The sequence below is a fragment of the Paenibacillus sp. FSL W8-0919 genome (assembly GCF_038003785.1).
GTDB classification, from domain to species: domain Bacteria; phylum Bacillota; class Bacilli; order Paenibacillales; family Paenibacillaceae; genus Paenibacillus_AQ; species Paenibacillus_AQ lactis.
Genome location: NZ_JBBOPV010000001.1, coordinates 2,033,457 through 2,059,126 on the forward strand (window position 1 = coordinate 2,033,457; position 25,670 = coordinate 2,059,126).

22 protein-coding genes, 3 pseudogenes and 2 riboswitches are annotated in these 25,670 nt (G+C 50.3%); of the genes and pseudogenes, 16 read left to right on the forward strand and 9 right to left on the reverse strand.

Annotated elements, in window-relative coordinates; translation table 11 throughout:
* Nucleotides 1–58 precede the first annotated feature (58 nt).
* Nucleotides 59–955: an AraC family transcriptional regulator gene (locus NST44_RS08825; RefSeq protein ID WP_340898911.1), complete on the forward strand. Its 897-nt coding sequence runs from the start codon at nucleotides 59–61 to the stop codon at nucleotides 953–955.
* A 73-nt stretch (nucleotides 956–1,028) separates the two neighbouring features.
* On the forward strand, nucleotides 1,029–1,409 hold the full coding sequence (locus tag NST44_RS08830) for a RidA family protein (protein ID WP_340898913.1): 381 nt from the start codon (nucleotides 1,029–1,031) through the stop codon (nucleotides 1,407–1,409).
* Between the two features lie 199 nt (nucleotides 1,410–1,608).
* Here the strand turns inward: NST44_RS08830 and NST44_RS08835 are convergent, their stop codons facing one another.
* The 3 genes from NST44_RS08835 to NST44_RS08845 form a co-directional block, all read right to left on the reverse strand.
* The gene (locus tag NST44_RS08835; RefSeq protein WP_340898915.1) at nucleotides 1,609–2,997 is read right to left on the reverse strand and encodes a TrkH family potassium uptake protein; all 1,389 of its coding nucleotides are present in this window, start codon (nucleotides 2,995–2,997) and stop codon (nucleotides 1,609–1,611) included.
* On the reverse strand, nucleotides 2,990–3,676 hold the full coding sequence (locus NST44_RS08840) for a histidine kinase (protein ID WP_340898918.1): 687 nt from the start codon (nucleotides 3,674–3,676) through the stop codon (nucleotides 2,990–2,992). Before NST44_RS08840 ends, NST44_RS08835 begins: the two co-directional genes overlap by 8 nt.
* 132 nt (nucleotides 3,677–3,808) lie before the next feature.
* Nucleotides 3,809–3,961: riboswitch (cyclic di-AMP (ydaO/yuaA leader) on the reverse strand.
* 172 nt (nucleotides 3,962–4,133) lie between these two features.
* On the reverse strand, nucleotides 4,134–5,366 hold the full coding sequence (locus NST44_RS08845; protein WP_340898921.1) for a cation:proton antiporter: 1,233 nt from the start codon (nucleotides 5,364–5,366) through the stop codon (nucleotides 4,134–4,136).
* Nucleotides 5,367–5,560: 194 nt separating this feature from the next.
* Here NST44_RS08845 and NST44_RS08850 point away from each other — a divergent pair, with 194 nt between their 5' ends.
* Entirely contained in the window at nucleotides 5,561–6,175 is a 615-nt protein-coding gene (locus NST44_RS08850; RefSeq protein ID WP_340898923.1) for a DUF421 domain-containing protein, read from the forward strand.
* 54 nt (nucleotides 6,176–6,229) lie between these two features.
* Here NST44_RS08850 and NST44_RS08855 read toward each other — a convergent pair whose 3' ends face one another.
* The gene (locus NST44_RS08855; protein ID WP_340898926.1) at nucleotides 6,230–7,042 is read right to left on the reverse strand and encodes a VOC family protein; all 813 of its coding nucleotides are present in this window, start codon (nucleotides 7,040–7,042) and stop codon (nucleotides 6,230–6,232) included.
* A gap of 74 nt (nucleotides 7,043–7,116) precedes the next feature.
* Entirely contained in the window at nucleotides 7,117–7,893 is a 777-nt protein-coding gene (locus NST44_RS08860; RefSeq protein WP_340898928.1) for a helix-turn-helix domain-containing protein, read from the reverse strand.
* 74 nt (nucleotides 7,894–7,967) lie between these two features.
* Between NST44_RS08860 and NST44_RS08865 the strand changes: the two genes are divergently transcribed.
* From NST44_RS08865 to NST44_RS08890, 6 genes and pseudogenes are all read left to right on the forward strand, one after another.
* Complete coding sequence (locus NST44_RS08865; RefSeq protein WP_340898930.1) at nucleotides 7,968–8,318, forward strand: hypothetical protein; 351 nt, start codon at nucleotides 7,968–7,970, stop codon at nucleotides 8,316–8,318.
* The gene (locus tag NST44_RS08870) at nucleotides 8,266–8,634 is read left to right on the forward strand and encodes a YybH family protein (protein ID WP_340898932.1); all 369 of its coding nucleotides are present in this window, start codon (nucleotides 8,266–8,268) and stop codon (nucleotides 8,632–8,634) included. Before NST44_RS08865 ends, NST44_RS08870 begins: the two co-directional genes overlap by 53 nt.
* Before the next feature lie 608 nt (nucleotides 8,635–9,242).
* Complete coding sequence (locus NST44_RS08875; RefSeq protein WP_340898934.1) at nucleotides 9,243–12,989, forward strand: glycosyl hydrolase family 18 protein; 3,747 nt, start codon at nucleotides 9,243–9,245, stop codon at nucleotides 12,987–12,989.
* A gap of 183 nt (nucleotides 12,990–13,172) precedes the next feature.
* On the forward strand, nucleotides 13,173–13,583 hold the full coding sequence (locus NST44_RS08880; protein ID WP_028405077.1) for a VOC family protein: 411 nt from the start codon (nucleotides 13,173–13,175) through the stop codon (nucleotides 13,581–13,583).
* Nucleotides 13,584–13,931: 348 nt separating this feature from the next.
* A pseudogene (locus tag NST44_RS08885) lies at nucleotides 13,932–14,593 on the forward strand (FMN-dependent NADH-azoreductase).
* A gap of 33 nt (nucleotides 14,594–14,626) precedes the next feature.
* Nucleotides 14,627–15,064 (forward strand): DUF2269 family protein, encoded by a 438-nt coding sequence (locus tag NST44_RS08890; RefSeq protein ID WP_340898939.1) that lies wholly within the window; start codon nucleotides 14,627–14,629, stop codon nucleotides 15,062–15,064.
* 380 nt (nucleotides 15,065–15,444) lie between these two features.
* On the opposite strand, the gene NST44_RS08895 is transcribed toward NST44_RS08890, so the two are convergent.
* Together NST44_RS08895 and cls are read right to left on the reverse strand one after the other, a co-directional pair.
* Entirely contained in the window at nucleotides 15,445–15,846 is a 402-nt protein-coding gene (locus tag NST44_RS08895) for a VOC family protein (protein ID WP_028405075.1), read from the reverse strand.
* Nucleotides 15,847–15,970: 124 nt separating this feature from the next.
* Nucleotides 15,971–17,418 (reverse strand): annotated as a pseudogene (gene cls, locus NST44_RS08900) (cardiolipin synthase).
* A gap of 226 nt (nucleotides 17,419–17,644) precedes the next feature.
* Here cls and NST44_RS08905 point away from each other — a divergent pair.
* A pseudogene (locus NST44_RS08905) lies at nucleotides 17,645–18,723 on the forward strand (AI-2E family transporter).
* A gap of 111 nt (nucleotides 18,724–18,834) precedes the next feature.
* Here the strand turns inward: NST44_RS08905 and NST44_RS08910 are convergent.
* Nucleotides 18,835–19,194 (reverse strand): hypothetical protein, encoded by a 360-nt coding sequence (locus tag NST44_RS08910; protein ID WP_340898942.1) that lies wholly within the window; start codon nucleotides 19,192–19,194, stop codon nucleotides 18,835–18,837.
* Between the two features lie 241 nt (nucleotides 19,195–19,435).
* On the opposite strand from NST44_RS08910, the gene NST44_RS08915 reads away from it, so the two are divergent.
* From NST44_RS08915 to NST44_RS08925, 3 genes are all read left to right on the forward strand, one after another.
* Nucleotides 19,436–20,179: an SDR family NAD(P)-dependent oxidoreductase gene (locus NST44_RS08915; RefSeq protein ID WP_340898943.1), complete on the forward strand. Its 744-nt coding sequence runs from the start codon at nucleotides 19,436–19,438 to the stop codon at nucleotides 20,177–20,179.
* A 100-nt stretch (nucleotides 20,180–20,279) separates the two neighbouring features.
* Nucleotides 20,280–20,624 (forward strand): transposase, encoded by a 345-nt coding sequence (locus NST44_RS08920; protein ID WP_007128026.1) that lies wholly within the window; start codon nucleotides 20,280–20,282, stop codon nucleotides 20,622–20,624.
* Entirely contained in the window at nucleotides 20,561–21,454 is an 894-nt protein-coding gene (locus NST44_RS08925; protein WP_138919311.1) for an IS3 family transposase, read from the forward strand. Before NST44_RS08920 ends, NST44_RS08925 begins: the two co-directional genes overlap by 64 nt.
* 93 nt (nucleotides 21,455–21,547) lie before the next feature.
* Here NST44_RS08925 and NST44_RS08930 read toward each other — a convergent pair whose 3' ends face one another.
* A complete protein-coding gene (locus NST44_RS08930; protein ID WP_340898945.1) occupies nucleotides 21,548–22,351 on the reverse strand; it encodes an exosporium glycoprotein BclB-related protein in 804 nt (267 codons plus the stop codon).
* A 558-nt stretch (nucleotides 22,352–22,909) separates the two neighbouring features.
* Nucleotides 22,910–23,056: riboswitch (cyclic di-AMP (ydaO/yuaA leader) on the forward strand.
* A 437-nt stretch (nucleotides 23,057–23,493) separates the two neighbouring features.
* On the opposite strand from NST44_RS08930, the gene ehuB reads away from it, so the two are divergent.
* The 3 genes from ehuB to ehuD are packed head-to-tail and all read left to right on the forward strand — an operon-like array spanning nucleotide 23,494 to nucleotide 25,669.
* Complete coding sequence (gene ehuB / locus NST44_RS08935) at nucleotides 23,494–24,348, forward strand: ectoine/hydroxyectoine ABC transporter substrate-binding protein EhuB (RefSeq protein ID WP_050954073.1); 855 nt, start codon at nucleotides 23,494–23,496, stop codon at nucleotides 24,346–24,348.
* A gap of 1 nt (nucleotide 24,349) precedes the next feature.
* On the forward strand, nucleotides 24,350–25,003 hold the full coding sequence (gene ehuC, locus NST44_RS08940) for an ectoine/hydroxyectoine ABC transporter permease subunit EhuC (protein WP_007131786.1): 654 nt from the start codon (nucleotides 24,350–24,352) through the stop codon (nucleotides 25,001–25,003).
* A gap of 3 nt (nucleotides 25,004–25,006) precedes the next feature.
* On the forward strand, nucleotides 25,007–25,669 hold the full coding sequence (gene ehuD / locus NST44_RS08945) for an ectoine/hydroxyectoine ABC transporter permease subunit EhuD (protein WP_007131785.1): 663 nt from the start codon (nucleotides 25,007–25,009) through the stop codon (nucleotides 25,667–25,669).
* The last annotated feature ends 1 nt before the right edge of the window (nucleotide 25,670 follow it).

Below are 25,670 nucleotides of genomic sequence, written 5' to 3' on the forward strand. Positions count from 1 at the left end.
AATAGTTGCGATGCGATAATTGCTATATTTTATACTTTGATCGAGAAGAGGGGATTAGATGGATTGGCTTGAGCGGATGAACCGGGCGATGGACTATATCGAATTGAACTTGGCGGGGGAGATTGAACTGAGTGAAGTTGCGCTTAGAGCTTGTTGTTCATCTCATCAGTTTCAAAGGATGTTCTCCTTCATCACCAATGTAACACTGGCGGAGTATATTCGGCGCCGAAAGCTTACCCTTGCCGCACTCGAATTGCAAAATAGCGATTCGGCGAGAGTCATTGATATTGCCATGAAATACGGCTACGAATCCCCGGTTTCTTTCGCGCGAGCTTTTCAATCGCTTCATGGGGTTACGCCGGCAATGGCTCGCCAAGCCGGAATTGCTCTTAAGGCCTATCCACGCCTCTCCTTTCTGATTACGATCAAAGGAGTAGACGCGATGAATTATCGCATAGAAACGAAGGAATCATTCGAGGTATTTGGCATGGAACGAGTTTTTCGTAGCGAAGGAGGCGGTGATGCACCGAACACGCCGGCACAATTCTGGCAACAATGCCACGCCACTGGTGAAGTAGAGCGACTTGCTGCTAATGCCGGCAACTTGCCCCGTTTTTTGAGTCCGGATTCATACAAAGTACATGGGATTTGCAGCTACAAACATACAGGAAATGATACCTTTCCGTATATGCTGTGTGCCTTTAAAAGCGAAACCAGTAACACGAATGGATATTCTACCATAACGATTCCTGCACAAACATGGGCGATCTTCCCCTCGGAACCCATTGCTTGGGATGCGTTCGGTGGAACCATCGAGACGTTGTACCGGCGATTTTATACGGAATGGCTCCCAACGTCAGGCTATGAGCAGGTGGATGGAATGGAATTGGAAATCTACGGCGAAATAGCAGGGCTACATTCCGTTGAACTGTGGTTCCCCGTAAGAAAAGTCTAGAGCACTCTTCCGATTTTGAGCACGAGTCCTTAATATGCTATGCAAAAATATGGAACAAAAGGGAGATGGGATGATGTTGAGAAAATTTAATCCTCCAGGAATGGCCTCTTCAAACATTTATCATCATGGAGTTGAGGTCACGTCTTTCCAGCGCATGCTGTTCATCTCCGGTCAAGTGGGTGTAGGTCCGGATGGAGTTCCCGGCAATGATATTCGGCAACAAACGGAGTTGGCGATCAACAATTTATATAAAGTTCTTGCCGACGCAGATATGGATGCAAACGATATCGTAAAATCCACGATCTATTTAACGGATGAAAATCTGCTTGGTGCCTTCATGGAGGCGGGGGCAGGTTCCTTGCCTACCCCTCCCCCGGCGACAACGTTAGTTATTGTCAAAGCTCTCGCTTCGCCGGATTTGCTCGTTGAGATCGAAGCCGTCGCGGCGAAGTGATGCTCTCGTCAAGGGAAAGGGGAAGGAAGATGAGCTATTCAGCGGATCAGACTGCCGAGGAAGCCGTCCCTTCTTCATTAAAAGAAACGGATTAATACTAGTGCAATAAGGAGGATGCCGATTTCCGGCATCCTATTTTTAGTGTGTTTAACCCTTGATACAGAGAGGCGGAAGGTTATTATTAATTCTTGTAGGTTATCTAACCGATCAGCACATGATCTTCCGCATACCCGATTTTGGAGGAGCGTTTTTTCTGAGCCAGCGCATAAGCGAGCGTTAATGGACCCAGCCGCCCGGCAAACATCGTGACAATCACAATGAATTTGCCGGCAGGAGACAGCTCACTCGTGAGTCCCATAGACAACCCGGTTGTGCTGAAGGCCGAAGTCGCTTCAAAGAGAACCTCTAGAAAATGCTCCTCCAGCATTCCCTCGGATACCGTGAGCAGGAGGGCAACGACAAGTACGGCTACCAATGAACTCATAACGACAGCTAGTGCGCGCAAGACCGTTTCAATCGCAATTTTGCGCTGGAAGGCATGGACTTGGCCGCCGCCACGGAAGGTTTGGATGGTTGCCAGTATGAGTACCACAAGCGTATTGATCTTGATGCCTCCCCCTGTTCCGCCTGAGGCTGCTCCGATAAACATCAGAATGATGATAATGAACTGGGAAGCCGCCAGCATGCTGCTGATGTCAATCGTGTTAAACCCGGAGCTTCTTGGGGTCATGCCCTGGAAGAATGCTGCGAGCACCCGCTCGCCTCCGTTCAAATGCCCGAAGGTAGCCGGATTCCAGCTTTCCAGTACGAGAATCGCTGCAAAGCCGAACACGCATAGGATGCCCGTTCCAAGAATGACAATCTTGGAGTGAAGGGACAGCTTCCTCCAAGAGCGCTTGCGGAACAGATCGACAACGACAATATACCCGAGTCCGCCAATAACAAAGAGCAAGACAATCGTTATGTTGACGACAGGATCGCCGACAAAGGAAGAGAGACTGTCCGACCAAAGGGCAAAACCGGCGTTGTTGAAGGCAGAGACGGAATGAAAAAGTCCATAATAGAGTGCTTGTCCCCAGCCGATCTCATGCCATCGAATGGCGAGGAGAATCGTTCCGAGCGTTTCAAAGGCAAATGAGATCAGCACCATATACAGGGATAGTTTGACCAGTCCCTGTGCCGATGTGGAGTGGGTCGTTTGTTGAATCATGAGACGCTGCTTTAACCCGATTCTTTTCCCTAACACGATGGCAACCATGACACCAAAGGTCATAAAGCCCAACCGGCCGGTTTGAATCAATATCATAATGATGACTTGGCCAAAGGTTGAGTAGACGCTCCCGGTATCCACGACAACTAGGCCATTCACGCAGATTGCGGAAGTGGCAGTAAATAATGCATCCAGCAGTCCTACGGATGTACCGCTGGCGGAGGACAGTGGAAGCGCGAGCAGCAAGGTACCGATCAAGATTAAGATGGTAAATACGATCAGGATGAGCTGAGGGGGGCTCATATTGCTTTTTTGTTTGTTGATGAACATTTCGATTTTGCTGGGAGCGGATCGTTGGGTTGTTGCGTTACTATCCATAATCCTTCTCATGGTCAAGGGGTGTTGATGCTTGACTTAGGAAAAACGAAGTGTCTGCGACTTTCCCCTGACTTACCTTTAAATACTTGAATTCCCGATCGGTTTTTATACGCAACAAACCGGTTTCGAAATCCGTATTCAGTTCCTTGAAGAACAGCCCCTCCGCGACAACGTCCCCTTCGTCTTCACCTTTACGGATCAGATATAGTCCATCTTTGCTGACAACCGTAACCGGAATTCCACGCTCGTGAGTCTCCACGATGTGTTGATCCATTCGCTGCACAGCCACGATGTGCAGATCCGTCTCGCCGATTCGATTAAGCAGCTCATTGACGAATGAACCCTGTGTGATTTCCTGCCACCGTGTTTGGCCGGATTGTCCGATGACCAGCTGCGTTATCTGATAATGCTTGGCGGTCTCGGCGATGATGTCCGAAGCTTTATGACGATTATCATTAGGCTTGGTGATGAACGAAGCTCCATATTCATCGCAGATGGTTTGCCAAAGGGCCATGAATTTTTCCTGCTCGAGATCGAGTTCATCCACAGCCGAGGGAATGACGCTCATCACATAGAGGGGACATTGCAGTAGTTTGGCGAGCTCGCCTCCTCTCCGAATCAGCCGTTCGCCGTTCGGCCCATAATAAACACACACCATAATTTTTTCATGATGTATCATGAATGCATCTGCTCCTTTCTGATCAAGCGGCTTGAGTCTTCTGAACCCAAGGAAAAAAAGCCCGGTAGCAGAGACAATCTGCTTCCAGGCTTTGGACTGTGTTCCGAATAAACAAGTCAAAGTTGCACGGGCGTTATCTCTCGAGACGCTGACGAGGTTAGCTGTCGGATTCGGGTCTGAGAGTCCCCGTTCTTTCCGGCTTGGAAAGAATTCACCCCTGAAGCCGTTAGCGGCTTCGCTGGTTCCCCCGCTCCCCAAGTGGTGGGGATTAAGCGATCAATAATATAAGATTATCGTAGTATATACTAAGCTAGGTAGATCTAAATGTAAACCTTGATCCCGAAGTGTCATGTGACGTTATTGAAACGATGCAGCTTAATCTATACTTAGGTATTCTACGCGAGTTCCCTCGCGAGGTTTCGGACTTTCAATAAATATTCGATCTTGCTCTAGTTAGTTATTCGGTCTCCTTGACGGGATTCGACAGCTTAAGCTTGGTAACCAACGGTTTTATCGTCAGCCCCTGTGCAAGAAGCGAGAACAGGACGACGCTGAATGTAAGGACGAGGATATCGTCGCGCCCTTCGAAGGAGGCGGGCAGGCTTAGCGCAAGTGCAATCGATAAGCTCCCTTTTAAGCCGCCCCAATTCAGCAGAGCTTTCCAGGATGACGGAAATTTCCGCAGGAAGCTCAAGCTGGTATAAACAGCGACCGTTCTTCCAATCAGCACGATAATGATGGAGGCGATAATCAGCGCCCATTTATCCGTGAAATCGATATGCTTGATTTCTAGGCCGATCATAAGGAATATCAATGAATTGGCAACCAGGGTAATGACATCCCAGAACGAATTGATATTCATCTTCGTGGTTTCGGACATCCCGATCCGGCTGCCGTAGCTGCCGAAGATCAAGCCGCTTACGACGACGGCGATAACTCCCGAGACATGAAAGTGCTCGGCAATAAAGTAGCTTCCGAAAAACAACAACATCGAAAAGGCAATCTCCAGCGGATAATCGTCATAAAAACGAATGAGCTGTGAGAACAGAAAGCCGAGGATGGCTCCAATCGCAATCCCTCCCAAGCTAAACTGAAGAAAGAGCCAGATCCCGCTGCCTATGCCTGCCCAGCCCATCTCTATATAGGAGAGCAAGTATACGGATGAAATTTGGAATAACACGACGGCGATGCCGTCATTGAAAAGCGACTCCCCTTCGATGATGGTCACCATTTTCTTGGAAACACCAAGGGATTTGAAGATGGAGATTACGCTAATCGGGTCCGTTGCGCTCATAAGCGCTGCAAAGGTAAAAGCTACAGGTAAAGGCAGTCCCATGATTCCATACATCGCCAGTGCGATAATAAGGAAAGATAGAAAGGTTCCGCCGATCGCCAGAGCAACCACCGGCTTGCTCTGCTGCCGTAAGTGGGAGAAAGGAAGCTTTAATGTGGCGTCGCCAAGCAGGATAGGCAGAAACAAGGAGATGATGATCGCCTGGAATACATTGGATTGCGTAATAAAAGTTTCGGCTTCGTCCAAAACGGGAATATGCAGCAATCCGAGCAGCAAACCTACCACAACGAGCGCAATCGAATAAGGCTGGTTTACTTTTTTGGCCAATGCGATAACCCCCATCGATATCGCAAGCAAAATTAACAATTGAACGAAGATCTCATTGAAATGATGCATAGAGCACCCCTCGCCTCAGGATAATTTTTTCAGTCATTGATTGTATCCGAAATTACGCGATTCGCAAACCAAAATAATGGGGAAGAGAGGGACTAGTTAAATATTATCCATCAAAATGAGTAAGGGCATGCATAAGATGGTTACTCGTTGACCAAAACATAAGGGAATCATTGAACGATTGAGGAGACAAGTCTATGAATGAGCTATGGAATGAGATCTGGAAATCCCTTATTTTAATTATTTTTGGAATGCTGGTGCTCCGCATATCCGGTCGAAAATCAATCTCCCAAATGACCGTACCCACAACCATTACGATGATTTCCATCGGAACGATCATCGTTCAACCGATCGCCGAAGAAAACTTAGTTCTGACCTTTGCAGCGGCTCTGGTCTTTATTCTGGTTCTCATCCTGGTCGAATTTATGCAAGTGCGTTGGAGCCGTTTTGAGAGGTGGATAAAGGGACCAGCCGTTATCGTTATAGAGAATGGGCAGCTTCAATTGCAGAATATGAAAAAGCTAAGGTTAACCGTGGATGCGCTTGAGATGAAATTGCGGCAGCAGGGGATATCCAAACGAAGTGATGTGAAAACGGCTACGATCGAGCCCAACGGACTGCTTGGTTATGAACTGCAGGATTCCGCAAAGCCGGTAACCTTATCACAGTTGGAGGATTTGCTATCTCAATACTTTACCGGAGCAGGTACAGGACATCCGGCTGTTGAGCCAAAGACTCCTGATCCGGAGGTTAATTTGTTTAGTGAAATCAAGGCAGGAAACGAGCACGTAAATAATAAGCGGCTTCAGTAAAAAAGGCATTCCCTGCTTCAGGGAGTGCCTTTTGGCTTATCAAATTGCTTGCAATTAACAGTCCTCATAACACCATATGTTAATTTGGTTACCGTACAGATCGTAGGTGTGGAACAGTACCAGCGTCTTGGGATTCCCGGCGAAATCCGTAACATGCCAGCCCTGTTCTTTCAAGCGATTATGGGTTTCGAAGAAATCGGCCTTTTTTCGGATCACCCAGTACGGCCGTGCAGCGACCGTCAGCCTGTCCTTGGTGTGATCGGGACGGGCAGTCTCAAGGTAGACCGGCGCGCCTTCGTTCGTCATGATCACGATCGCGGAAGTGCCGTCCTCGCTAATCCGTTCGACCTTGCCGCCCAGATTCGTCTCATACCACTGGATCGCATCCTCCAGATTATCGACGCCAAAGCGGGGGATAGCCTGAAATGGAAAGCGTGCCGTAGGGGCCTTGGCAACCCATTCCTCGGTCCCGGGTTCGGGCTCGATCGCTGTTAATCGGTTGCCGACCGGGTCGTAGAAGTCAAAGGTGCGGTCGAAGGCTCCTTCCGTAATTTCAGTCACTTGGATGTTCTGATTGCGAAAGTATGTATGTACCGCATCCAGGTCGGTTGCCGTAAAGCAAAAACGGACATTTCCGTTCCGGCCCCAATCCACCGCAAAATGGGGATGCCCATGCTCTACGGACTTGATATGAATACAGCCGAGTGCAGGGAATGTCAGGGTGGCCATTTTTTCGACCGGAAAATCTTCCTCGTATGTCACTTTCAAATCCAAGTGCGTGCTGTACCATGTGATGAGCTCCTTGAACCGGTCCCAAGGGGCAATAATAAATCCTCCATCAAAATCATCGAGCTTTAGCGCAGGCATTTACGAAACTCCTCCTTAGCAAGAAAGTTTTGGGAACGAACAAACCCAGTATAAACCTTCAAGTTACTTGAAGGTCAACCCATGGTTGACTGCATGACGGGAATTAATATTTCGAAGGAGTCCGAGTCCTCAAAATGCCGCTCGATCCGTTTGCCGGAAGGCTTAAAGCCGAACTTCTCCAAAAATCGGATCGTCCGCATGCAGATAAAGATATCTTCCCAAGAGCTGTCGACGGAGACGAACAAGGTAGGAGGCAAGGTTTCCAAGTATGCTTCGGGTGGAAGCGATTGTGAACGGCATTTTGCATTAGGATCCCGGCCCAGTTGGTAGCCGACTTCGATCAGAACGCTGGACTCCCGGGAATCCAGGACCCGGATCAGGCCGGTTCCTTGGGGGCGGATGCCTGCTTGACGCAGTTGCTGAAGGGCATGCTCGCAAGCCAGCGAATAGGAATGAACAGGCTTATGGACTTCATAAGGCTGCCATAGCAGGGTCAGGGGTTCGTCCCATCTAACAAGATGAAGACTGCCTGGCCCCGGTTCCATTCCGTTCAGATATTGGCTTGCAATCTGTACGGAGAGAATTCGGGCTTCCGCCTCCCGTCGCCAGCGCTCCAGCAGCCGGGAGCGTGTCTCCTCATCCGATTCAAGGAAACCTCGGATGTCGTTAAGGCTGATTCCCGCTTGACGGAGGCTGTTTACCAGCTTCGCTTCGTGGATTTGATGGTCGCCATAAGTCCGGTAGCCGTTGGCCTGGCGCTCTGCAGGCACTAATATTCCTTTGGATTCATAAAAGCGAAGAGCACTGGGGACGATGCCTGTGCGCTCCGCGAAATCGGCAATACTCATCATACGCAATCACCTGTATTCGGAGGGATTCACTTCGTCCCGTTAGGTCTGTGCCGGAGTATGGGGGACGGCAAGCTGTGAACAAGTCTCATGACGATCATGTTGACATTCTTTCTCTTGATAATGAGCTCGTATTGCTTCATATCTTAGCACGATCCGTAGAGATGCAGACCTGGGATTTCATTAGGAGGCGTAAGAATTTTTCAGAGAAAATAGGTTGTTCCATGATGAGAGCTAGCTTTATATTTATTGGAGATGGGCAGGAGAAGAAGAACATCCGCCGTTATCATCGAATGGAACGAATTGGGCCGAAGGCGAAAGCAAAAGGTTTTGGAAGAGATTTGGCGAGGAGAGAGGAGGAGGGGGAAGACACTTATGGGATACCAACAAGCGCTGGAAGCATACATATCGGCAACGAACACCCATGATTTCGATCAAGTGGTTAAACTGCTGGATGAGAATGCGGTTTACTGGTTCTCGGACCGCAGCTGCGTTACGAAGGACGAGATCCGCGCTTACTTCGAACATGCCTGGGACGTCGTTCGGGACGAGGTTTATTATGCCGAGGACGTGCAGTGGATTGCCGAGAATTCCGGGATGGCGGTCTGTATCTATACCTACCGCTACGAGGGATATGCTCAAGGCAAGTTTACTACCGGCAGGGGAAGAGCGACCAATGTTTTCGTGCGGACCGGGGAAGGAGTTTGGAAGCTGAAGCATGAGCATCTTAGCCCGCTGAAGTAGAGGAATCGTCTATATAGGTGAAGGGAGCTGTCCTATAAGTAGCTTGTCTGCTTAGGACAGCTTTTTTCTGTTACCAGGACATTAATACCGAAAATAGAACGGTCTGTACATAAAGCGTTTGATTAGGAGCCTTGCTTCCTTGAGGCTGGACGCTCCTGAGATTTGAATTTATTAACAGAATATAAAATTACAAGATTTTATCCCTAATCTATGGAAATGTATCCCTTCTCAATTTCTAGGGAAGGTTCCATGATACAAATAGATTTAAAATTCAATAAACCGCTGAAAGCCGGGGAAGGAGGCTGTAGCAGGGCTCGGGGCCAAAAGGTTGAAGGTTTGGACATGGAGAAGGGAGATGAGTCTGCCGTACATATTTTTGAGATAAAAACGGTAACCGCTTTCATTTATCGCAGGATTTCGATCACCATGCGAAGCTGGACCAGTCATCAAGATGAACGCCAAGCAGAGACGTTTCATGTATGATTAACGGCTTGGGCTATGACGTCTGCAAGCCGGTTATGCGATGACATCACGGACAGAACAGACATTTATGAAAAATGCTGTATCCTTTTGCAAATCGAAATTTGAGAAATTGAGGTGAAACGGTCATGCCATTCATGATCAAAAGGTTTTCGAAATGGCTCACTGGGGTGCTTGTCCTGCTCCTAGTTCTTACTCCGCTTGCCCCTGCTGTGTCAGTATATGCTGCAGAGGGCGATCTTCCCCCTCCGGCAACGGTTCCTGCTGCGGATTTGTCAGCGGAGCCCATCACGGTAACAAATTCCACGTACGGCAAGAGTCCGACCTCCATGAACGATATAGCAGCTAACCAGGATCCGAAAGCCCCGCAAAATCTAAGATTGGTCAGCGTCTCCCATAATATGGCGATTTTTGAGTGGGATTTCAGACCTAAAGAGGACGATAACAATATTCAGGTGTGGGATGCCGATACAGGCAAATGGCTGACTTGGGGGAACTATTGGACCCGGGCCGTGACAGGCTTATCCCCGGAAACCACCTACCGCATCTATATTACATGGAATGAAGATACGAAACAGGAGCATAAGAGCAATGTGCTGGAGTTCACGACAACGAGGGATGTCACCGAGTATAAAGAAGCTCCGTTAACGCCGCCAAGCGGTCTTAAAATTACGGACGTAACAGAGGACTCCGTAACGCTGGACTGGGGCTCAAGTCCGGGGGCTACCGCCTACGACATTTACGTCAATGGGGCATGGGCAGGGGGAACCTGGGAGAATACCGCAACCTCATCGACCTACTCCCCTCTTGAAGCAGGGCAGACATATAAATTTATGGTTGGGGCGCAGCGAACGGTGAACGGCGCGCTCGAGACGTCCGCGAACAGCAATACGGTTACGATCACATGGGGCGAGCTGGCTCAGCCTGAGGGGCTGCAAGTTGTAACGGCGACGCGGTCGACGGTATCGCTAGGCTGGGCTCCGGTTCCAGGCGCCACAACCTATGATATTTACCAGGATGGCGTAAAGATCGGCACCAGCGAGCAGAACCGGTATACGGTTGCTGGGCTCGAAGAAGGAAAGACCTATTCCTTCAAGGTGACGGGAGCAAATAGCCTGTGGACCTCTCCTGAGAGCGATGCGGTGACTGTCGTTCCTGGCAGCAATTATAACAATATTACGTATTACACGTCGTGGTCCGCGAGTACCGATTCCAATGCCCGCAACCTGCAGCCTGACGATTTGGACGTGTCCAAGCTGACGCACATCAACTATGCTTTTGCCGACATCTGCTGGAAGAAGTTCGGAAGCGGGGCGCGAGCCTGCGAAGATCCTAACATTCCCGCCCAGAACCGGTACGTGTATGACGGAGAAATCGTCATCGGCGATCCGACCTTTGATTTTCAGAACTTCAAGGCATTTGAATCGATTAAAGCAGCGAATCCGCATTTGAAGCTGTTGGTGTCGGTCGGAGGCTGGACATGGTCCGGCAATTTCTCGAACATCGCACGGACGGAGGAGACGCGCAGGGCATTCGCGAACTCGGCGGTCCATTTCCTGCGGGAATACGGCCTTGACGGCCTGGATGTCGATTGGGAATATCCTGTGGAAGGCGGTTTGGAGACCAATTCCCGGGGACCTGAGGATAAGGAAAACTTCACGCTGCTCATGAAAGCAGTCCGTGAGGCGTTGGATGCAGCAGGCAGTGAAGACGGAAAGTACTATCTGCTGACGATCGCGTCGGGTCAAGGCGACAATTTCACGGTGAACGCCGATTTTGAGAATTCCGTGCAGTATCTCGATTTTATTAATATCATGACATACGACTATAGCGGAAAGACCGATACATTAGGACACCATAATGCACCGCTGTTCTATGATAAGGCCCTGCCAACCAGGTCGGCAGCAAGAAATCATGTGCTCGGCGGGCTGATGGGGCATTTGAACGGCGGCGTGCCTCCGCATAAATTGATTGTCGGCGTTCCTTACTATGGCAAGGGCTGGGACGGATGCGGACCGAATGGGCAGTACCAGGCTTGCAAGGGGGGCTCAAGCGTCGGAACATGGGAGAGTGCCCTGTTCGACTTCAGCCATCTTGAGAACGATTATATCGGCAAGAACGGTTACAAGCGATACTGGAACGAGTATGCGAAAGTGCCTTATCTCTATAATGATCAGAACAAAGTATTCATCACGTACAATGACGAAACTACAATGATGTACACCGCATCCCTCGTCAAAACGCTTGATATCGCCGGGGTCATGAGCTGGGATATTAGCGGTGACCGGAACTATACGCTGACAAATCAGCTTGTTAAAGAACTGCCGATTAACGGCAAGTCGAATGATGCTGCACTCGGAGCACCTAGCAATCTGAAGGTGTCTGGCGTTACATCCAATTCCGTTCAGCTTGAATGGGATCCGGTTGAAGGAGCTTCCACCTATGAGGTGTATGTGAACCACGCGCTTTCCGGGTCGATTGAGGGCAAAGGCGCTTACACGATTCATGGTCTTCAGCCGCTGAACAGTTACAAGATTCATGTGCTGGCCGTAGACCGTACAGGCGATGAGATTCATCGTGTCTCGAGCGCATCAAAGCAGCTCAATATCACAACGTCCGGCAGCAGCTCGGGCGGATCGGACAGCTCCGGCGGATCAGGCGGATCAAGCTCAGCCCCATCTCCTATACCTCAGCCGCCTAAGGGCAAGGATCAGTTGGACGCGAAGGTAGTTTTTTCGGGAGATAAAGCCGTCATTACAATTCAGGCAGCTGCGGCTGTTCAGGCCATTAACGCTTCGGATTCCGTCTACTTCCGAATTGATGCCGGCGACAAAGCGAAGCAGGCAGAGGCAGAAATACCGCAAGAGGTCATTGCAGCCGTTGCGAAAAAAGGACCAAACGCCAGCCTGTCGATTCTTGTAAATGGAACCGAGTACAGGATTCCGGCTGCGCTTATTACGGTTGCCGGCCCGGTAAAGGTATCGGTTGCAGCCCCTTCCGAGGCAGACCTCAAGGGAGCCGAAGCGCTTCTGAAAGGGAAAGAGGTGCTAAGTACACCGCTTCTGTTCAAGCTGGAGCAGCTTCATGCCGACCAAACAGCTACGGAACTTAAGCACTACGGAAAATTATACGTAAGTGAATTTATCACGGTAGATGCCAAAGCGATTAACACGAAGCGAGCAACCGGCGTCGTTTATATTCCGGGGCTGAACGAGCTGCGTTCGGTGCCGACGCTGTTTAAGGTGAATGCAGACGGTACGGTGAACGTGGAAATTAAGAAAACCGGCAATGGCATCTACGTGCTGGCACAGCAGGATATGAAATTCAAGGATGCGATCCCGGCCTGGGCAGCGAAGGATGCAGCACAAGCCGCCGCGAAGTGGATCGTATCCGGGGATAATGGCGGTAACTTCGTTGCCAATAAATCCATCACCCGGGCTGAAATTGTGGCGATCATCGTCCGCGCGCTCGGTCTCCTGCCGGATGAAAGCTATGCGAACTTTGCAGATGTAGATCCAAAATCCGCCTATGCCGGAGAAATTGCTGCGGCTAAGGCAGCGGGACTGGTGAAGGGCAGAGCAGGGGATATCTTTGATCCGAGCAGTCCGATTTCCCGCGAGGAGCTTGCCGTTATCCTAGACAACGTGCTGGCTTATGCCCGCATGAACAAGGATGCAGATGCCTCCGTGCTCGATGGCTTTAAGGATCGTTCCGCAGTTTCTTCCTATGCGAAGTCGGCCGTTGCATTGGTCGTCAAACACAAGATCATGAACGGCGTATCCACAACAAAATTTGATCCGAAATCCGATGTGACCAAGGCACAGACGGTGGTTACCGTAATGAGGACGCTTCGCGCACTTGGATTACTGAACTAGATGACTCACCCAAAAGGATTAAGGGTGCTTCTCGAGACAGAGCGAATGGTTCGAGAGGCACCCTAATCTACATCGCTATGACCAAGAGGTGAACCGCCTGAGTGCGAACATAGCAATTAAAGAGAAATCCCGCTAAAGAACCCATGTTAAGATAGACCTATCAAATGGATGAGGTGATCAAATATGGCGCTGAAATGTGGTAATATCTTTGTTAACTTGCCGGTCAAGGATTTGGACAGAACGAAGGACTTCTTTACGAAAATCGGATTTGAATTCAATCCGCAATTTACGGACAAGAACGCTGCGTGTTTGATGATCGGCGACAACATCTTTGCGATGCTGCTGGTGGAGGACTATTTCAAAACCTTTACCAAAAAAGATCTGTCCAACGCGGCCAATACGACCGAGGTAATCTTGGCGTTGTCGGCCGAGAGCAAGGAGCAGGTTGATGAAATCGTCAACAATGCGCTGGCTGCAGGAGGATCGCCTTCCAATGATCCGGTGGATCATGGCTTTATGTACAGCTGGAGCTTCCAGGATCCGGACGGTCATTTGTGGGAAGTATTGTACATGGATCCAAGCAACGTTCAATAATAACCATCCATAAGGTTTGATGGTTGCTGTATTCTAACGGGACAGCAAAGCATGCATAGGAAGCGGCAGGTACGCCAGACATAATCGGGCGTACCTGCCGCTTTCGTTTTTGAGATACACACATAGAAAAATTTTAAAGAGGCCAGATTACTGGCTTTACTTTTAACTGGAAATCAATTATAGTTGTATGTACAAACAACAAATATAAATCACCAATGATTAATCTCCTCTAGATATCGCTCTTTTCCTTCTTCAGTTCTGGTTTCAGGAGGTGAATCAAGCACGATTGAGATGCTTCGCAAACCGCCGATTGATATGAAGATATATGATGACAGGAGTGTGATTCCTATGGAAAGAGTATTAATTATCAATGCCCATCCCCTCGTTACGAGCGATCATTCCCTTAGCCTGCAGGTTCTTAACCGCTTTATAAGCAAGTACAGAGAGCTAAACCCCGATCATGAGTTGCAGCAGATTGATCTGTATCGTGAGGAGGTGCCGGCCATTACGGCCGATATGCTGAACGGTTGGGCTAAGCGTGAGACCGGGGAGCGGCTAACGGATGTCGAGGAGAATTTGATGCTCCGGATGTCCGAGATTCTGCGGCAGTTCAAATGGGCGTCCAAATATGTGATTGCCATGCCGCTCCATAATTTCAATATTCCGTCCAAGCTCAAGGACTATATGGATAATATTATCATCCCGAAGGAAACATTCCGTTATACGGAGAACGGGTCGGAAGGACTCCTGACCGATGGCCGGAGCGTCGTAGTTATCCAGGTATATATACGAATGGCGACTGGTACAGCGAGGTTGAATATTCGCATCAATATTTGAAATCGATGTTTGCGTTTCTTGGTATTACGGACTACAGGATTATCCGTGCGCAGGGGCACGCGGTCCTGGATCGGAGTGAAATTTTGGCTGAAGCTTTCCAGGCTGCAGAGTCGGCGGTCTTGCACTGGATTAGGGACGAGGACCTTCGGACAGGGATAACATTCAGGTCATAAAATCATCTTTGAAAATGAGATGGGAGGGTGATTATGGCTTATACGATGATTTTGATCATTCACGTGATATCGGCCATCGCCATGATCGGCCCGGCATTTTATCTGCAGCGGTTTCTTGTTTTCCCGCAGGCTTCCGCAGGAGGTGCCGGTTCGCTGAGATACGCGCACGGGACTGCCCGGAGGCTGGATCGTTTGACGGATACGGGTATGATCCTTCAGCTGGTCACGGGACTGCTGATGGGATGGATGGAGCCGGTTCTATTTCAGATGCTGTGGTACGTTGCGGCCCTTGTGCTGGTGCCCGTCATCGGCCTTTACATGAAATTTGCGGTCAGGCCGCGAATTCGGTCCTTGTATACGCTGGTAGAGTCATCCACCGTATCGCAAGCCGATCTGGAGCGAACCTACCGACGGTTATGGTCGCAGGCATTGCCCCATATCCTCATTGTTCAAGGGGGATTGTCATTCTGATCTTGCTGATGGTGTTGAAGCCTTAGTATGTATGGGGGGATGAATGATACGCGAGCGGAACACGAACGTATGCATGACGGACCACGAATGGATGCATGCACGTATGCATAACGGACCACGAATGGATGACATGCACGTATGCATAATTGGGGCGCGAACGAATGTAGTACACGTTACATGCTGGGCATGAACGAATGTAGGTGTATGTATGCATCAGCTGGATACGACCAAGTAGTGCACATGTGTATACGGACACACGAACGAGTGCATGCACATATGCATCAGCGGGTATCCCCTATGGATAAAATGAAACAGCCGCCAGTTCTCTGAGGAACTGGCGGCCGCTTTGGTATTACCGATTCAATGGAATGGACCGGCGTTTAGGCCGACGCCTCGGTCGTCACTTGCCATAATACGCCGAATTTATCTTCAATTACGCCGAACAGCGCTCCCCAGAATTGGGGCTTCAGCGGATCGACAACCTTCCCGCCCTCAGACAGCCGGTCAAATGCTTCATGCGCCTCGGCATCGCTGTCAAACGCCAGGGTCAGATGCATTCCATTCCCTCGATCCAGCGATTGATACATGGAATCGGACATGTAAATGGGAACCCCTCCGGCAACAAGGCTTAAATGCAAAACCTTGTCCTTCATTTCTTCGTTGGAGCCGGGAAGCTCGCCGAAGGTTTTCACGGACAGGATTTCGCCTCCCAGTGCGCTCGTGTAAAACTCAGCCTGCGCTTTAGCATCCTCGGAGAATATGTACGGTGTCAACTTCGCCATAATCAACATCCTTTCGAAAGTAAGATTGGAGCCTTTCCTTGATTCAAGTATATAGGTATCCATACTCCCGAATTTCTTATGGATTGCTAACTTAACCTTCCTCCGATATGAACCCTTAGGCAGTCTATAAAATCGGAGACAGCAGGCGCGAGATCGACTCCTTAAATTTGATCCATCTGGACCGCTTCTCATATTCCTCCAAGGTGAGCAGGCTGGATACGCGCAGATCGTGATGGAAAATCTCCGTCAAACGCCGGGACAGCAGCTCATCATAAAGGAAGGCGTTGACCTCGAAATTCGCCGGAAGCTTCGGACATCGATGTTGGCCGTGCCGACCGAGGAGATGGTCTCATCGATAATGATGGTCTTGGCATGAATGAACCCGTTATTGTACAAATACACATTCGCCCCGGTTTGCAGCATCTCTCCAATATAAGACCATGTCGCCCAATAGACGAAGGGATGGTCCGGCTTGTCCGGAATCATCAGATGCACCTTGACCCCGGACAACGAAGCGATCCGAAGCGCGTCAAACAGGCTTGCATCAGGAATAAAATAAGGGGTCTGGATATAGATCGATCTTTTGGCCGAAGTGATCATCTTGATATACCCGTTCTTGATGTGCTCATACTCGGAATCCGGACCGCTGGTTACGATCTGAATACCGACGTTACCCGGTGAATTGATCTTGGGGAACAGATTCGGCTCGTAGACGATGTCATGGTGATGCGATGCCTGATTCCAGTCCAGAATGAAGCGGACCTGCATCGCATAGACGGCTTCTCCTTGTATGCGCAGATGCGTATCCCGCCAATAACCAAACCTTGAGTTCAACCCCAGATACTCGTCCCCGACATTAAAACCGCCGACATACCCGATATCGCCGTCAATGATGACCAGCTTTCGGTGATTGCGGTAATTGAGCCGCAGGTTGATGAAGCGGAGCTTGGAAGGGAAGAAGGCCTCGGCCTCTCCGCCCGCTTCCCGAAAAGCCTTAAAGAACCCTTTCGTCAATTTTCGCGAGCCCAGCTGATCATAGAGGACGCGAACCTTGACGCCTTCCCGGGCCTTTTTCGTCAGCAGGGCGATCAGGCGTTTGCCAAGCTGATCCCGCCGGATAATGTAGTACTGAATATGTATGTATTCCTTCGCTTCCTCGATATCCTGAAACAGGCGCTGGAATTTGTCGCGGCCGTCCGTAAAAATCTCGACATTGTTATCGTCCGTAAAAATGGCTTGATTCTCGTTGAGCTGCATATGGATCAGATCCCGGTTGTCCTGTGCGGCCCGATTCGCGAACGAAAAGTCTCCCCGATACATGGAATCCATCTGGGAGAGCAGCACCTTCTCGATTCCGGTCTTCTGAAGATCGTCCCAATGGAACAGTCTCACGCTTTTTAAGTTTTGGGCAAATAAAAGGTACAGCGCAAACCCGAGAATCGGGATGAAGAACAGCACCAGCAGCCACGCCCACGTGGAAGCGGCATCGCGTCTCTCCTTGAAAACGACCACGATGGCGAACAAGATATTCAGAACGATGACCAGACCCAAAATAATGGATGTCACATGCATTGCAAAAAATCCTCCTAAACTTCAGCCTCGCCCTTGCAATCCTTCATATTATACGTGAGCTGTTAGGAGAAGTATATAACCGCAGTATGGATTAATCGCTTGATTTTTAGTCAAGTGCCTGTTTCATAAGGTAAGGGAGCGGCGAAACAGCGCGCTCGCCATTTGAATCCCTGCCGTCTGTCATGATACGATGAATGAAACTTTGTGGAGATAAGGAGCACCCTATTTGATAAGAATGAACAAATTTTTCAAACTGTGCTTTGCCGTCATTCTGATCCTGGCCATCATATATTTAGGATCGCTCGTCGATTTTATTTTCAAGCCGGTCCTCTCGTTCTTCTCGATTACGCTCGTGCCGTTGATGCTGGCGGGATTCTTCTTTTACCTGCTGCGGCCGCTGGTCGATTTGCTTGAAAGATGGAAGCTGAACCGATCGCTGGCGATCCTGCTGCTGTATGTCGTGTTCGCGGGAATCCTGACCGGCTTTATTCTGTGGGTATGGCCTTCGCTGAGGGATCAGGTCGTTGCGCTGGTACAGAATGCGCCGGCACTGTTCGCCGCCCTGGGAGATCAGCTGCACGAGCTGGAGCAGAGCGGCTTTCTGCAGGATCTGTTTCCCGGAGACGTTACCCCGTTGACGCAGCTGACCGACTACTTGAACCGGGGCTTCTCATTCCTCACCAACTACATCATAAACCTGTTCTCCTTTGTGTCGAATTTCGCGATCGTGCTGTTTACCTTCCCGATTCTTCTGTATTACATGCTGAAGGAGGGGGCAAATTCGGCAAAATGTTGGTCAGCTTTCTTCCGAACCGCTTCAAGGACGAGGGGGCATCCGTGCTGGATGAGATCAATAACGCCCTGAAAGGCTTTATTGTCGGCCGGGTGCTGGTCAATCTGGCCCTTGGCGTGCTGATGTACATCGGCTTTCTAATCATCGGGCTGCCGTATGCGCTGCTGCTGACGGTGGTGGCCGTCATTGCCAACTTTATTCCGTTTATCGGGGCAATTCTATCCTCGATTCCGATCGTCATTATCGGGTTCATCCAGTCGCCAGGAACCGCGATATGGTCGCTCCTGGTCATTTTGGCCGCCCAGCAGATTCAGGACAATTTGATCGGGCCGTATATTTTCGGCAAGCAGCTGGACATTCATCCGGTTACGATCATCATTTTAATATTGGTGGGACAAGACATCGGCGGCATTATCGGGATCCTGCTTGTCGTTCCGATCTATATGATCGTGAAGATTATCGTAAAGAGAGTGTACCAATTGTTCTTTAAGGAAAAATGGGAGAAGGCTTAGTCTGCTGATTTTCAAATCGTGGCGACACCTTCTTGACACAGATGGTTATGAAAAAAGCCCAGCGGGTTACGCTGTCATGGACATCGTACGGCTGCGGCTTTGTTTTTTTGTCTATGTGATTTGGCCCGATGCTTGTTCCAGCGCATCCAGGTTATGCTGCAAATCCTGCTTAAGCTCCTGTATCCGGCGCTTCAAATGGTGCAATATTTGAACCCGGATCTCGGCTTCCCGCTCTTTCAGGCAAAAAGCGGAGCAGGACAATGCTGCATGCTTGTAATGGCTGCCGTCATTCAGGATGACATGCAGCTTTTCCTTGTATAATCTCTTTACAGATCCGCTGTCCGGCTTGATTTCATAATACCGGCTGGTTTCAACGAGCAGCTTCCATTCGCAGGTGTGGAATGTGAACCGATCCCGCTCCAGCGTGCCGGTTACCTGAATGAACCGTGTGCCTTTATCGAACGTATTCAATAGACATTGTGACCTCCCTTATGATGTCATGTTGATGTAGTACTGAATGATTATACAGTCTGTCCATGTTTATATTCTAATGGAAATAATTAGGTAGTCCCTTCTGCTCAAAGAAGGCCTATTTTCGGATGAAAATAGAATAGATATGGGGGAATTTGCTCACGCTAGGTTAATTCCATTATGTGTGACATAATCATGCTGTTTTGAGTCGAAAATTATCAAATCAAGGAGTGGGACAAACATGAGATTTCAGTCGAAGGTTGTCATTGTAACCGGCGGCGCGAGCGGGATTGGTGAAGCGACGGTCCGGCTGTTCGCACAAGAAGGGGCAAAGGTGGTTATAGCGGATTTTTCAGATCGTGGACAAACCCTATCGGATCAATTAAGACAAGACGGATATGAGGCGCTGTTCGTGAAGACCGATGTGACCAAGGAATCGGAAGTGATCCGCATGGTCGAGCAGACGGTGAGCCATTATGAGCGCATTGATGTTTTATTCGCCAACGCGGGGATTGCGAAGGATGCACCGGCCGATGTGCTGGAGCTCGACAATTGGCAGCGGACGATCGATATTAATTTAACGGGCGTCTTTCTGTGCGATAAGTACGTGATCAAGCAAATGCTGTCCCAAGGCACCGGCGGCGCGATCGTAAATTGCGGCTCGATCCACAGCCATGTCGGCAAATCCGGGGTAACCGCTTATGCTTCAGCCAAAGGCGGGGTGAAGCTGTTGACGCAATCCATGGGGGCTGATTATGCTTCGAAAGGCATCCGGATTAACGCCGTATGTCCCGGATATATCGACACCCCGCTGATCCAGGGGCGGACGGAAGCCATTACGCAGCATCTGGTCGGCCTTCATCCGATGGGGCGCTTGGGACAGCCGGAAGAGGTAGCGAAGGCCGTCTTGTTTCTGGCCAGTGATGATGCATCGTTTATAACAGGAACGACCCTTTTGGTTGATGGAGGATATACAGCGGTTTAAATGCCTGCACAAGAAAGCCCCGAGAGGACTGATATTATCCCCTTTAAGTAGACAGTGTGTAAAAAGCGCATTAAAGTCTACTTTGGAGGGGATTTTTTCCATGGGCGAAATAAGAAAGACATATGACATCGAATTTAAGCGCAAGGCTGTTGCGATGTTCCTGGAGGAAGGTCTTGGCTACAAGACGGTAGCCAAGACCTTGGGCATCGATGATAGGATGGTTCGAAGATGGGTGGCTCACTACGAGCGAGAAGGAATTGAGGGTCTCAAGGAAAAAAGAGGCACCTCGACGGGTTCGAAGAACGGGAGACCGAAGAAGGCCAAAACCTTGGAGGAAGAAGTCCTGCGGCTGCGAGCGGAGAATGCCTTGCTAAAAAAGCTATGGGAACTGCAAAGGGGGCAAGAGCAAAGCGACGTCAAACCTACCAAGCCATCGAAGCGCTAACTAGCAACTACCCCGTGGCCTTGCTGTGTGAACTGGCAGGTATCGCTCGAAGTAGTTACTACAAATGGGCAGCCAGAAAGAATAATCCAACGCCCAAACAGATCGATGAGCAGGCTCTGAAAGAGAAGATTCTAGAGTGCCATACTCAGCTAAAGGGCATTTACGGATACCCACGGATTCGTGTCTGGCTAAAGAAAACCTTTGGCTTGAACGTCAACCATAAGCGTGTGTACCGGCTGATGAAAGAACTGGGGATTCGTGCGCGCATTAGGCGAAGGAAGCCATACTTTGGCCGTCGGGAGGCAGGGATTACCTCAACCAATGTACTGAATCGGGATTTTAACGCCACGGCACCCAATACGAAATGGGTCACCGATGTGACCTATCTGCCAATCGGCTCTCGCTTTCTGTACCTGTCGGTTATTTTTGACCTGTATAACAACGAGGTGGTTGCCTTTCGGATCGGACGCCACAACAATTTAAAGCTTGTGCTGGAGACCGTACAAGCAGCTGTACATAAACGCAAAGTAGCCAACCTGCTGCTCCACAGCGACCAGGGCTTCCAGTATACTCACAAGGAGTACCATGCTTTTTTGAAGCGTAAGAAAATTAAAGTGAGTATGTCGCGTAAGGGAAACTGCTGGGATAACGCTTGTATCGAGAGCTTCTTTGGACACCTGAAGTCAGAATGTCTTCGACTCGACACTTTCTCGACCGAGGAAGAGCTCGTAAAGGCAATTGAACGATATATCCATTTTTACAACCATGAACGTTTTCAACAAAAACTAAACAACCTTAGTCCGGTTGAGTACCGAACTAGGGTTGCTTAAGGCTGCTTTTTTAGGCTGTCTACTTGACAGGGTTAAGTTCAGACTCGGGGCTTTTTGCATATTCCAAGGAAGCTCTATTATATCGAGGGCGAATTATATAATGCTGACACCAGCGCTTCCGTAGCCAGCTACGGCAGTAGCGATCGTGATTCCTGAAGCCGTAGCTGAGAATACCATCAGCAAGCGGGTATTGGCCGCTACTGGAATGGCCAGACCGTCCACAAAACCGTTGCTGACTGTACCAAGGGCAAGAACGCCGGTAAGCGGAGGAGCCAGCGTTACAACCGCACCTGGAATTGGGGTGAAAATATTGCTTGTTGCCGGGGCGCTGTACAGCTGTGCTGTGATCGTAACGGTTGTTCCAACCAAGGAGAGCGCTACCGTAGTGCTGAAGGTTGCCGAGATCGCATCAATGGTGCCTGCTCTCGGCGTGTTGAATGCAAAGTCAAGCAGTGTTCCCCCAGCGCCGGTAAGGTCGACGGTTCCGCCAGCCAAGGTGACCGCTGGTCCGGAATTGCCGAAGCCTACCAGTCCGACCGTTCCAACCAACCCGCCGACAAGCGTTGTCAAGGCAAGCGGGATACCGGAAGCGAACGGAATGATGGCGCCTCCGCCAGGTATCCCCGGTACACCCGCAGGTCCTGCAGGTCCGACAGGTCCCGCAGGTCCGACAGGTCCAGCCGGCCCTACCGGTCCAGGGATGCCCTGTGGTCCTGCAGGCCCTGGAATGCCTTGCGGTCCCGCAGGTCCGATCGGCCCAATCGGTCCGACAGGCCCAACCGGTCCAATCCGCCCGCGCGAAACTCTTGGACAGCGGCGCACAAGCACCAGATCCTTTTTACCGTGATCGTGTTTGCCTTTGCCATGATCGTGGCATTTCTTTTTAGCGTGAAGCACTTTTTTCTCTATTTTTTTAGGTGAGCACAATTTCTTTTTTCTAAGAGAACGATCCAAATTCAAGCACCTCCTTTAGATTTGTTCTATACTACGCAACTTTTGCCTTGGGGGCATGGGTTAATAGCGTATTCCTGGTAGAAGGATGCCTATTATTTGCTAGAATGTACGGTTGCCCTATAGTAGGGGGCCCACCGATTCCGTCTGAGACAGGCCCGGCGCGGGCTGAAATGAGCGGGGGATAAAGACAAGCAATAGGATGTCATCCAGCGCACGAAAAAAATTTTTTTTTCGGGGAAGTACGAAGTCTCCTTTGCCACCTTTCGTACCGATCATTAACCGCATGAAAGATCAATGGGATGAACTTCGGGGGCTGGGTGGCGATAATCCTTGCTGTTAAGCGGATTGCACGCTCCGGGCAATATACCGAGATGAGCTGCCGCCCCCCCAATCCTCGGTTAACGGAAGCATGAGGTCACCTTCGTACCGGCATGGAAATGACTCCTGAAAGGGATCAAAAATGCGCGAAACGGGTTTGACTTTTCCTGGGTTTCCTTTTATCATGAACACACGCTTAGTTTCCGGCATGCACATGACGGAAAGCGGGGGAACCAGTTTTATCAGGGGCGAGTCACTTGATTTCAGAGTGTAGGGTACCATCTTACCCGAGTCCGTCAGCTAACCTCGTCAGCAGTGGATGGGTCTTTTATACATAACCGATGTTCATAAACAAAGGCCCTTGATTCTCTATAGGGGCCTTTTTCTCTATGTTGACCCCCTGCTGGCGGAGCTGTGTCCAATTCCCCTGTTCGGAGGTCTTTTTTGCGTGGACTTTGAATGGGATGTGAAAGGAGGACGACAGGCTGTAATGTGTCTTCAACTGAAGTGGTCTAGAAGAGGCGCTGTAGTTAGAGCAACAGGGCGATGCAGGAGTTCGGTCCCTTGAAGCCTGATGATGGTGCGCGGGGACAAGAGCTTCAAAAATCCCCAGTAAATCTATCTATAAACTTTGTTATTTGCGTGTCGTTGATTGTTCAACTGGTTACTTAAGCTCATCGAGTTGATGCCGGGTGTTTAAGAAATTCTTTGGGTCATTATCGAGGATTATAGGAGTTCATGTGATTAACGAAAGGTTGTGGAAGGATTTGAAGAAAGTGATTGTGCTGGTTTGGTGTTTGATTATGGTGGTATCCTTGGCCGCTTGCGGCGAGAAAGGGAGCACGCTGGAGCAGGCGATTGAACGTGGGTATGTCACGGTCGGCTTTGCGAATGAGAAGCCGTACGCTTACAAGGAGGCGAACGGCGAGCTTACCGGCGAGGCGGTCGAAATTGCCCGCGTCATTCTGGAGCGCCTTGGCATCAAGGAAATGAGGGGGGAGCTTACCGAATTCGGGTCGCTTGTAGCGGGGCTGCAAGCCGACCGGTTCGACATGATAACGGCCGGGATGTTCATTAATCCGGAACGCTGCTCGGCAGTCTTGTTCGCCGATCCGGAGTACAGTATCGGGGAAGCGCTGGCGGTAAAGAAGGGGAATCCGCTCGGGCTTGGAAGCTATGCAGATGTTGCCAAGGATGATGATGCCAAGGTCGCCGTCATGACCGGTGCCGTCGAGATCGGATACATGGAGAAGTCGGGCATTCCTTCCGAGCGCATTGTCCAGGTGCCTGATCAGGCTTCGGCAATCAGTGCGCTGCAGGCGGACCGTGTGCAGGCAATCACGATGACGGGACCGTCGCTGCAGGCAATGCTGGATTCCGCAAGCGATGAGAGCATCGAGCGCGTAACCGACTTTGAGCAGCCGGTCATTGACGGTGAAAGCGTGCGCGGGTACGGCGCGACCGCATTTCGGAAAGCGGACACCGAATTTCAGGAAGCCTATAATGCGGAGCTGCAAAAAATGAAAGAATCCGGCGAGCTCCTGGAAATCTTGCAGCAGTTCGGATTTACCGAGGAAGAGCTGCCGGGCGACATGACAGCGGCTGCGCTCTGCGGGAAATAGCATGCCGAACTCCTGGATTGAGTTCCTTCCCACACTGTTGAAGGGCGCGGAAATTACGGTCCTGGTCGCGATATTTTCCGCCATGCTTGCGATTGTTGCAGCCTTTGCGGCAGGACTATCCCGGTTATCCAAGCTGTGGATCCTGCGCACGCTAGCCGCTGTTTATGTGGAGGTCTTTCGGGGTACCTCCCTGCTTGTTCAGCTATTCTGGCTGTACTTCGCCCTTCCGTTCATCGGCATCGAGCTTCCGAAAATGCTGGCGGCTATTTTGGCAATCGGGCTCAACTTCGGTGCGTACGGCTCGGAGATTGTCCGCAGTGCGGTGCTCGCGGTACCCAAAGGTCAATGGGAGGCAGCGGTCGCGCTCAACCTGAAGCCCTGGCAGCGGATGTTGAACGTGATTTTGCCGCAAGCAACGCTTAGGATGCTGCCGCCGTTCGGGAACCAGCTGGTGGAGCTGATTAAGTCAACGTCGCTCGTCTATTTCATCACGATGGCGGATCTGACCTATCAGGCGATGGTGCTCCGCAACAACTATATTGCCTGGACGACGGAAATTCTTGCGCTGCTGCTCCTGTTGTACTTTGTGATCGCTACGCTCGTTGCGGTGGCGGTCCGGCTGCTCGAGCGGAAATTGACGGCGGGGAGGATGTAGCCTATGTGGGATTGGAATTATGCATTTGATATTTTACCGGAGCTGCTGCGGGCGCTCCAAATGACCGTATGGGTAACGCTCTGTGCGTTCGTGGTTGCGCTTATTGTTGGGTTGCTGCTGGCTTTTGCCGCGCGGAGCCGATTTAAGCCACTGTCGCTGATCACCAAAGGAATCATTGAGTTTATCCGAAACACGCCGCTGCTCGTGCAAGTCTTCTTTCTGTATTACAGTCTGCCGCTCCTAATGGGCATCTCGATCCCCGCCTTCTATGCTGGAGTGATCGGACTGGGGCTGCATTACAGCACCTATTTGTCCGAGGTGTACCGATCAGGCATTGAAGCGGTACCGAAGGGGCAGTGGGAGGCGGCAACGGCGCTGAATTATACGAAGGCCCAGACCTGGCGCAGCATCATATTGCCGCAGGCGGTACCGCCGATCATCCCGGTGCTGGGGAACTATTTGATCGTGATGTTTAAGGAAACGCCGATTTTGTGTGCGATTACGCTGGTGGAAATGATGATGACGGCTAAAAATATCGTGTCCCAGTCCTTTCGGGCGTTCGAGCCGTACACGCTGGTCGGAATTTTATTCCTGATCATCAGTTATATCGCGTCGCTGCTGGTTCAAAGGCTGGAAAAGCGCATGAATCTGCAGCGGGGACAATGAG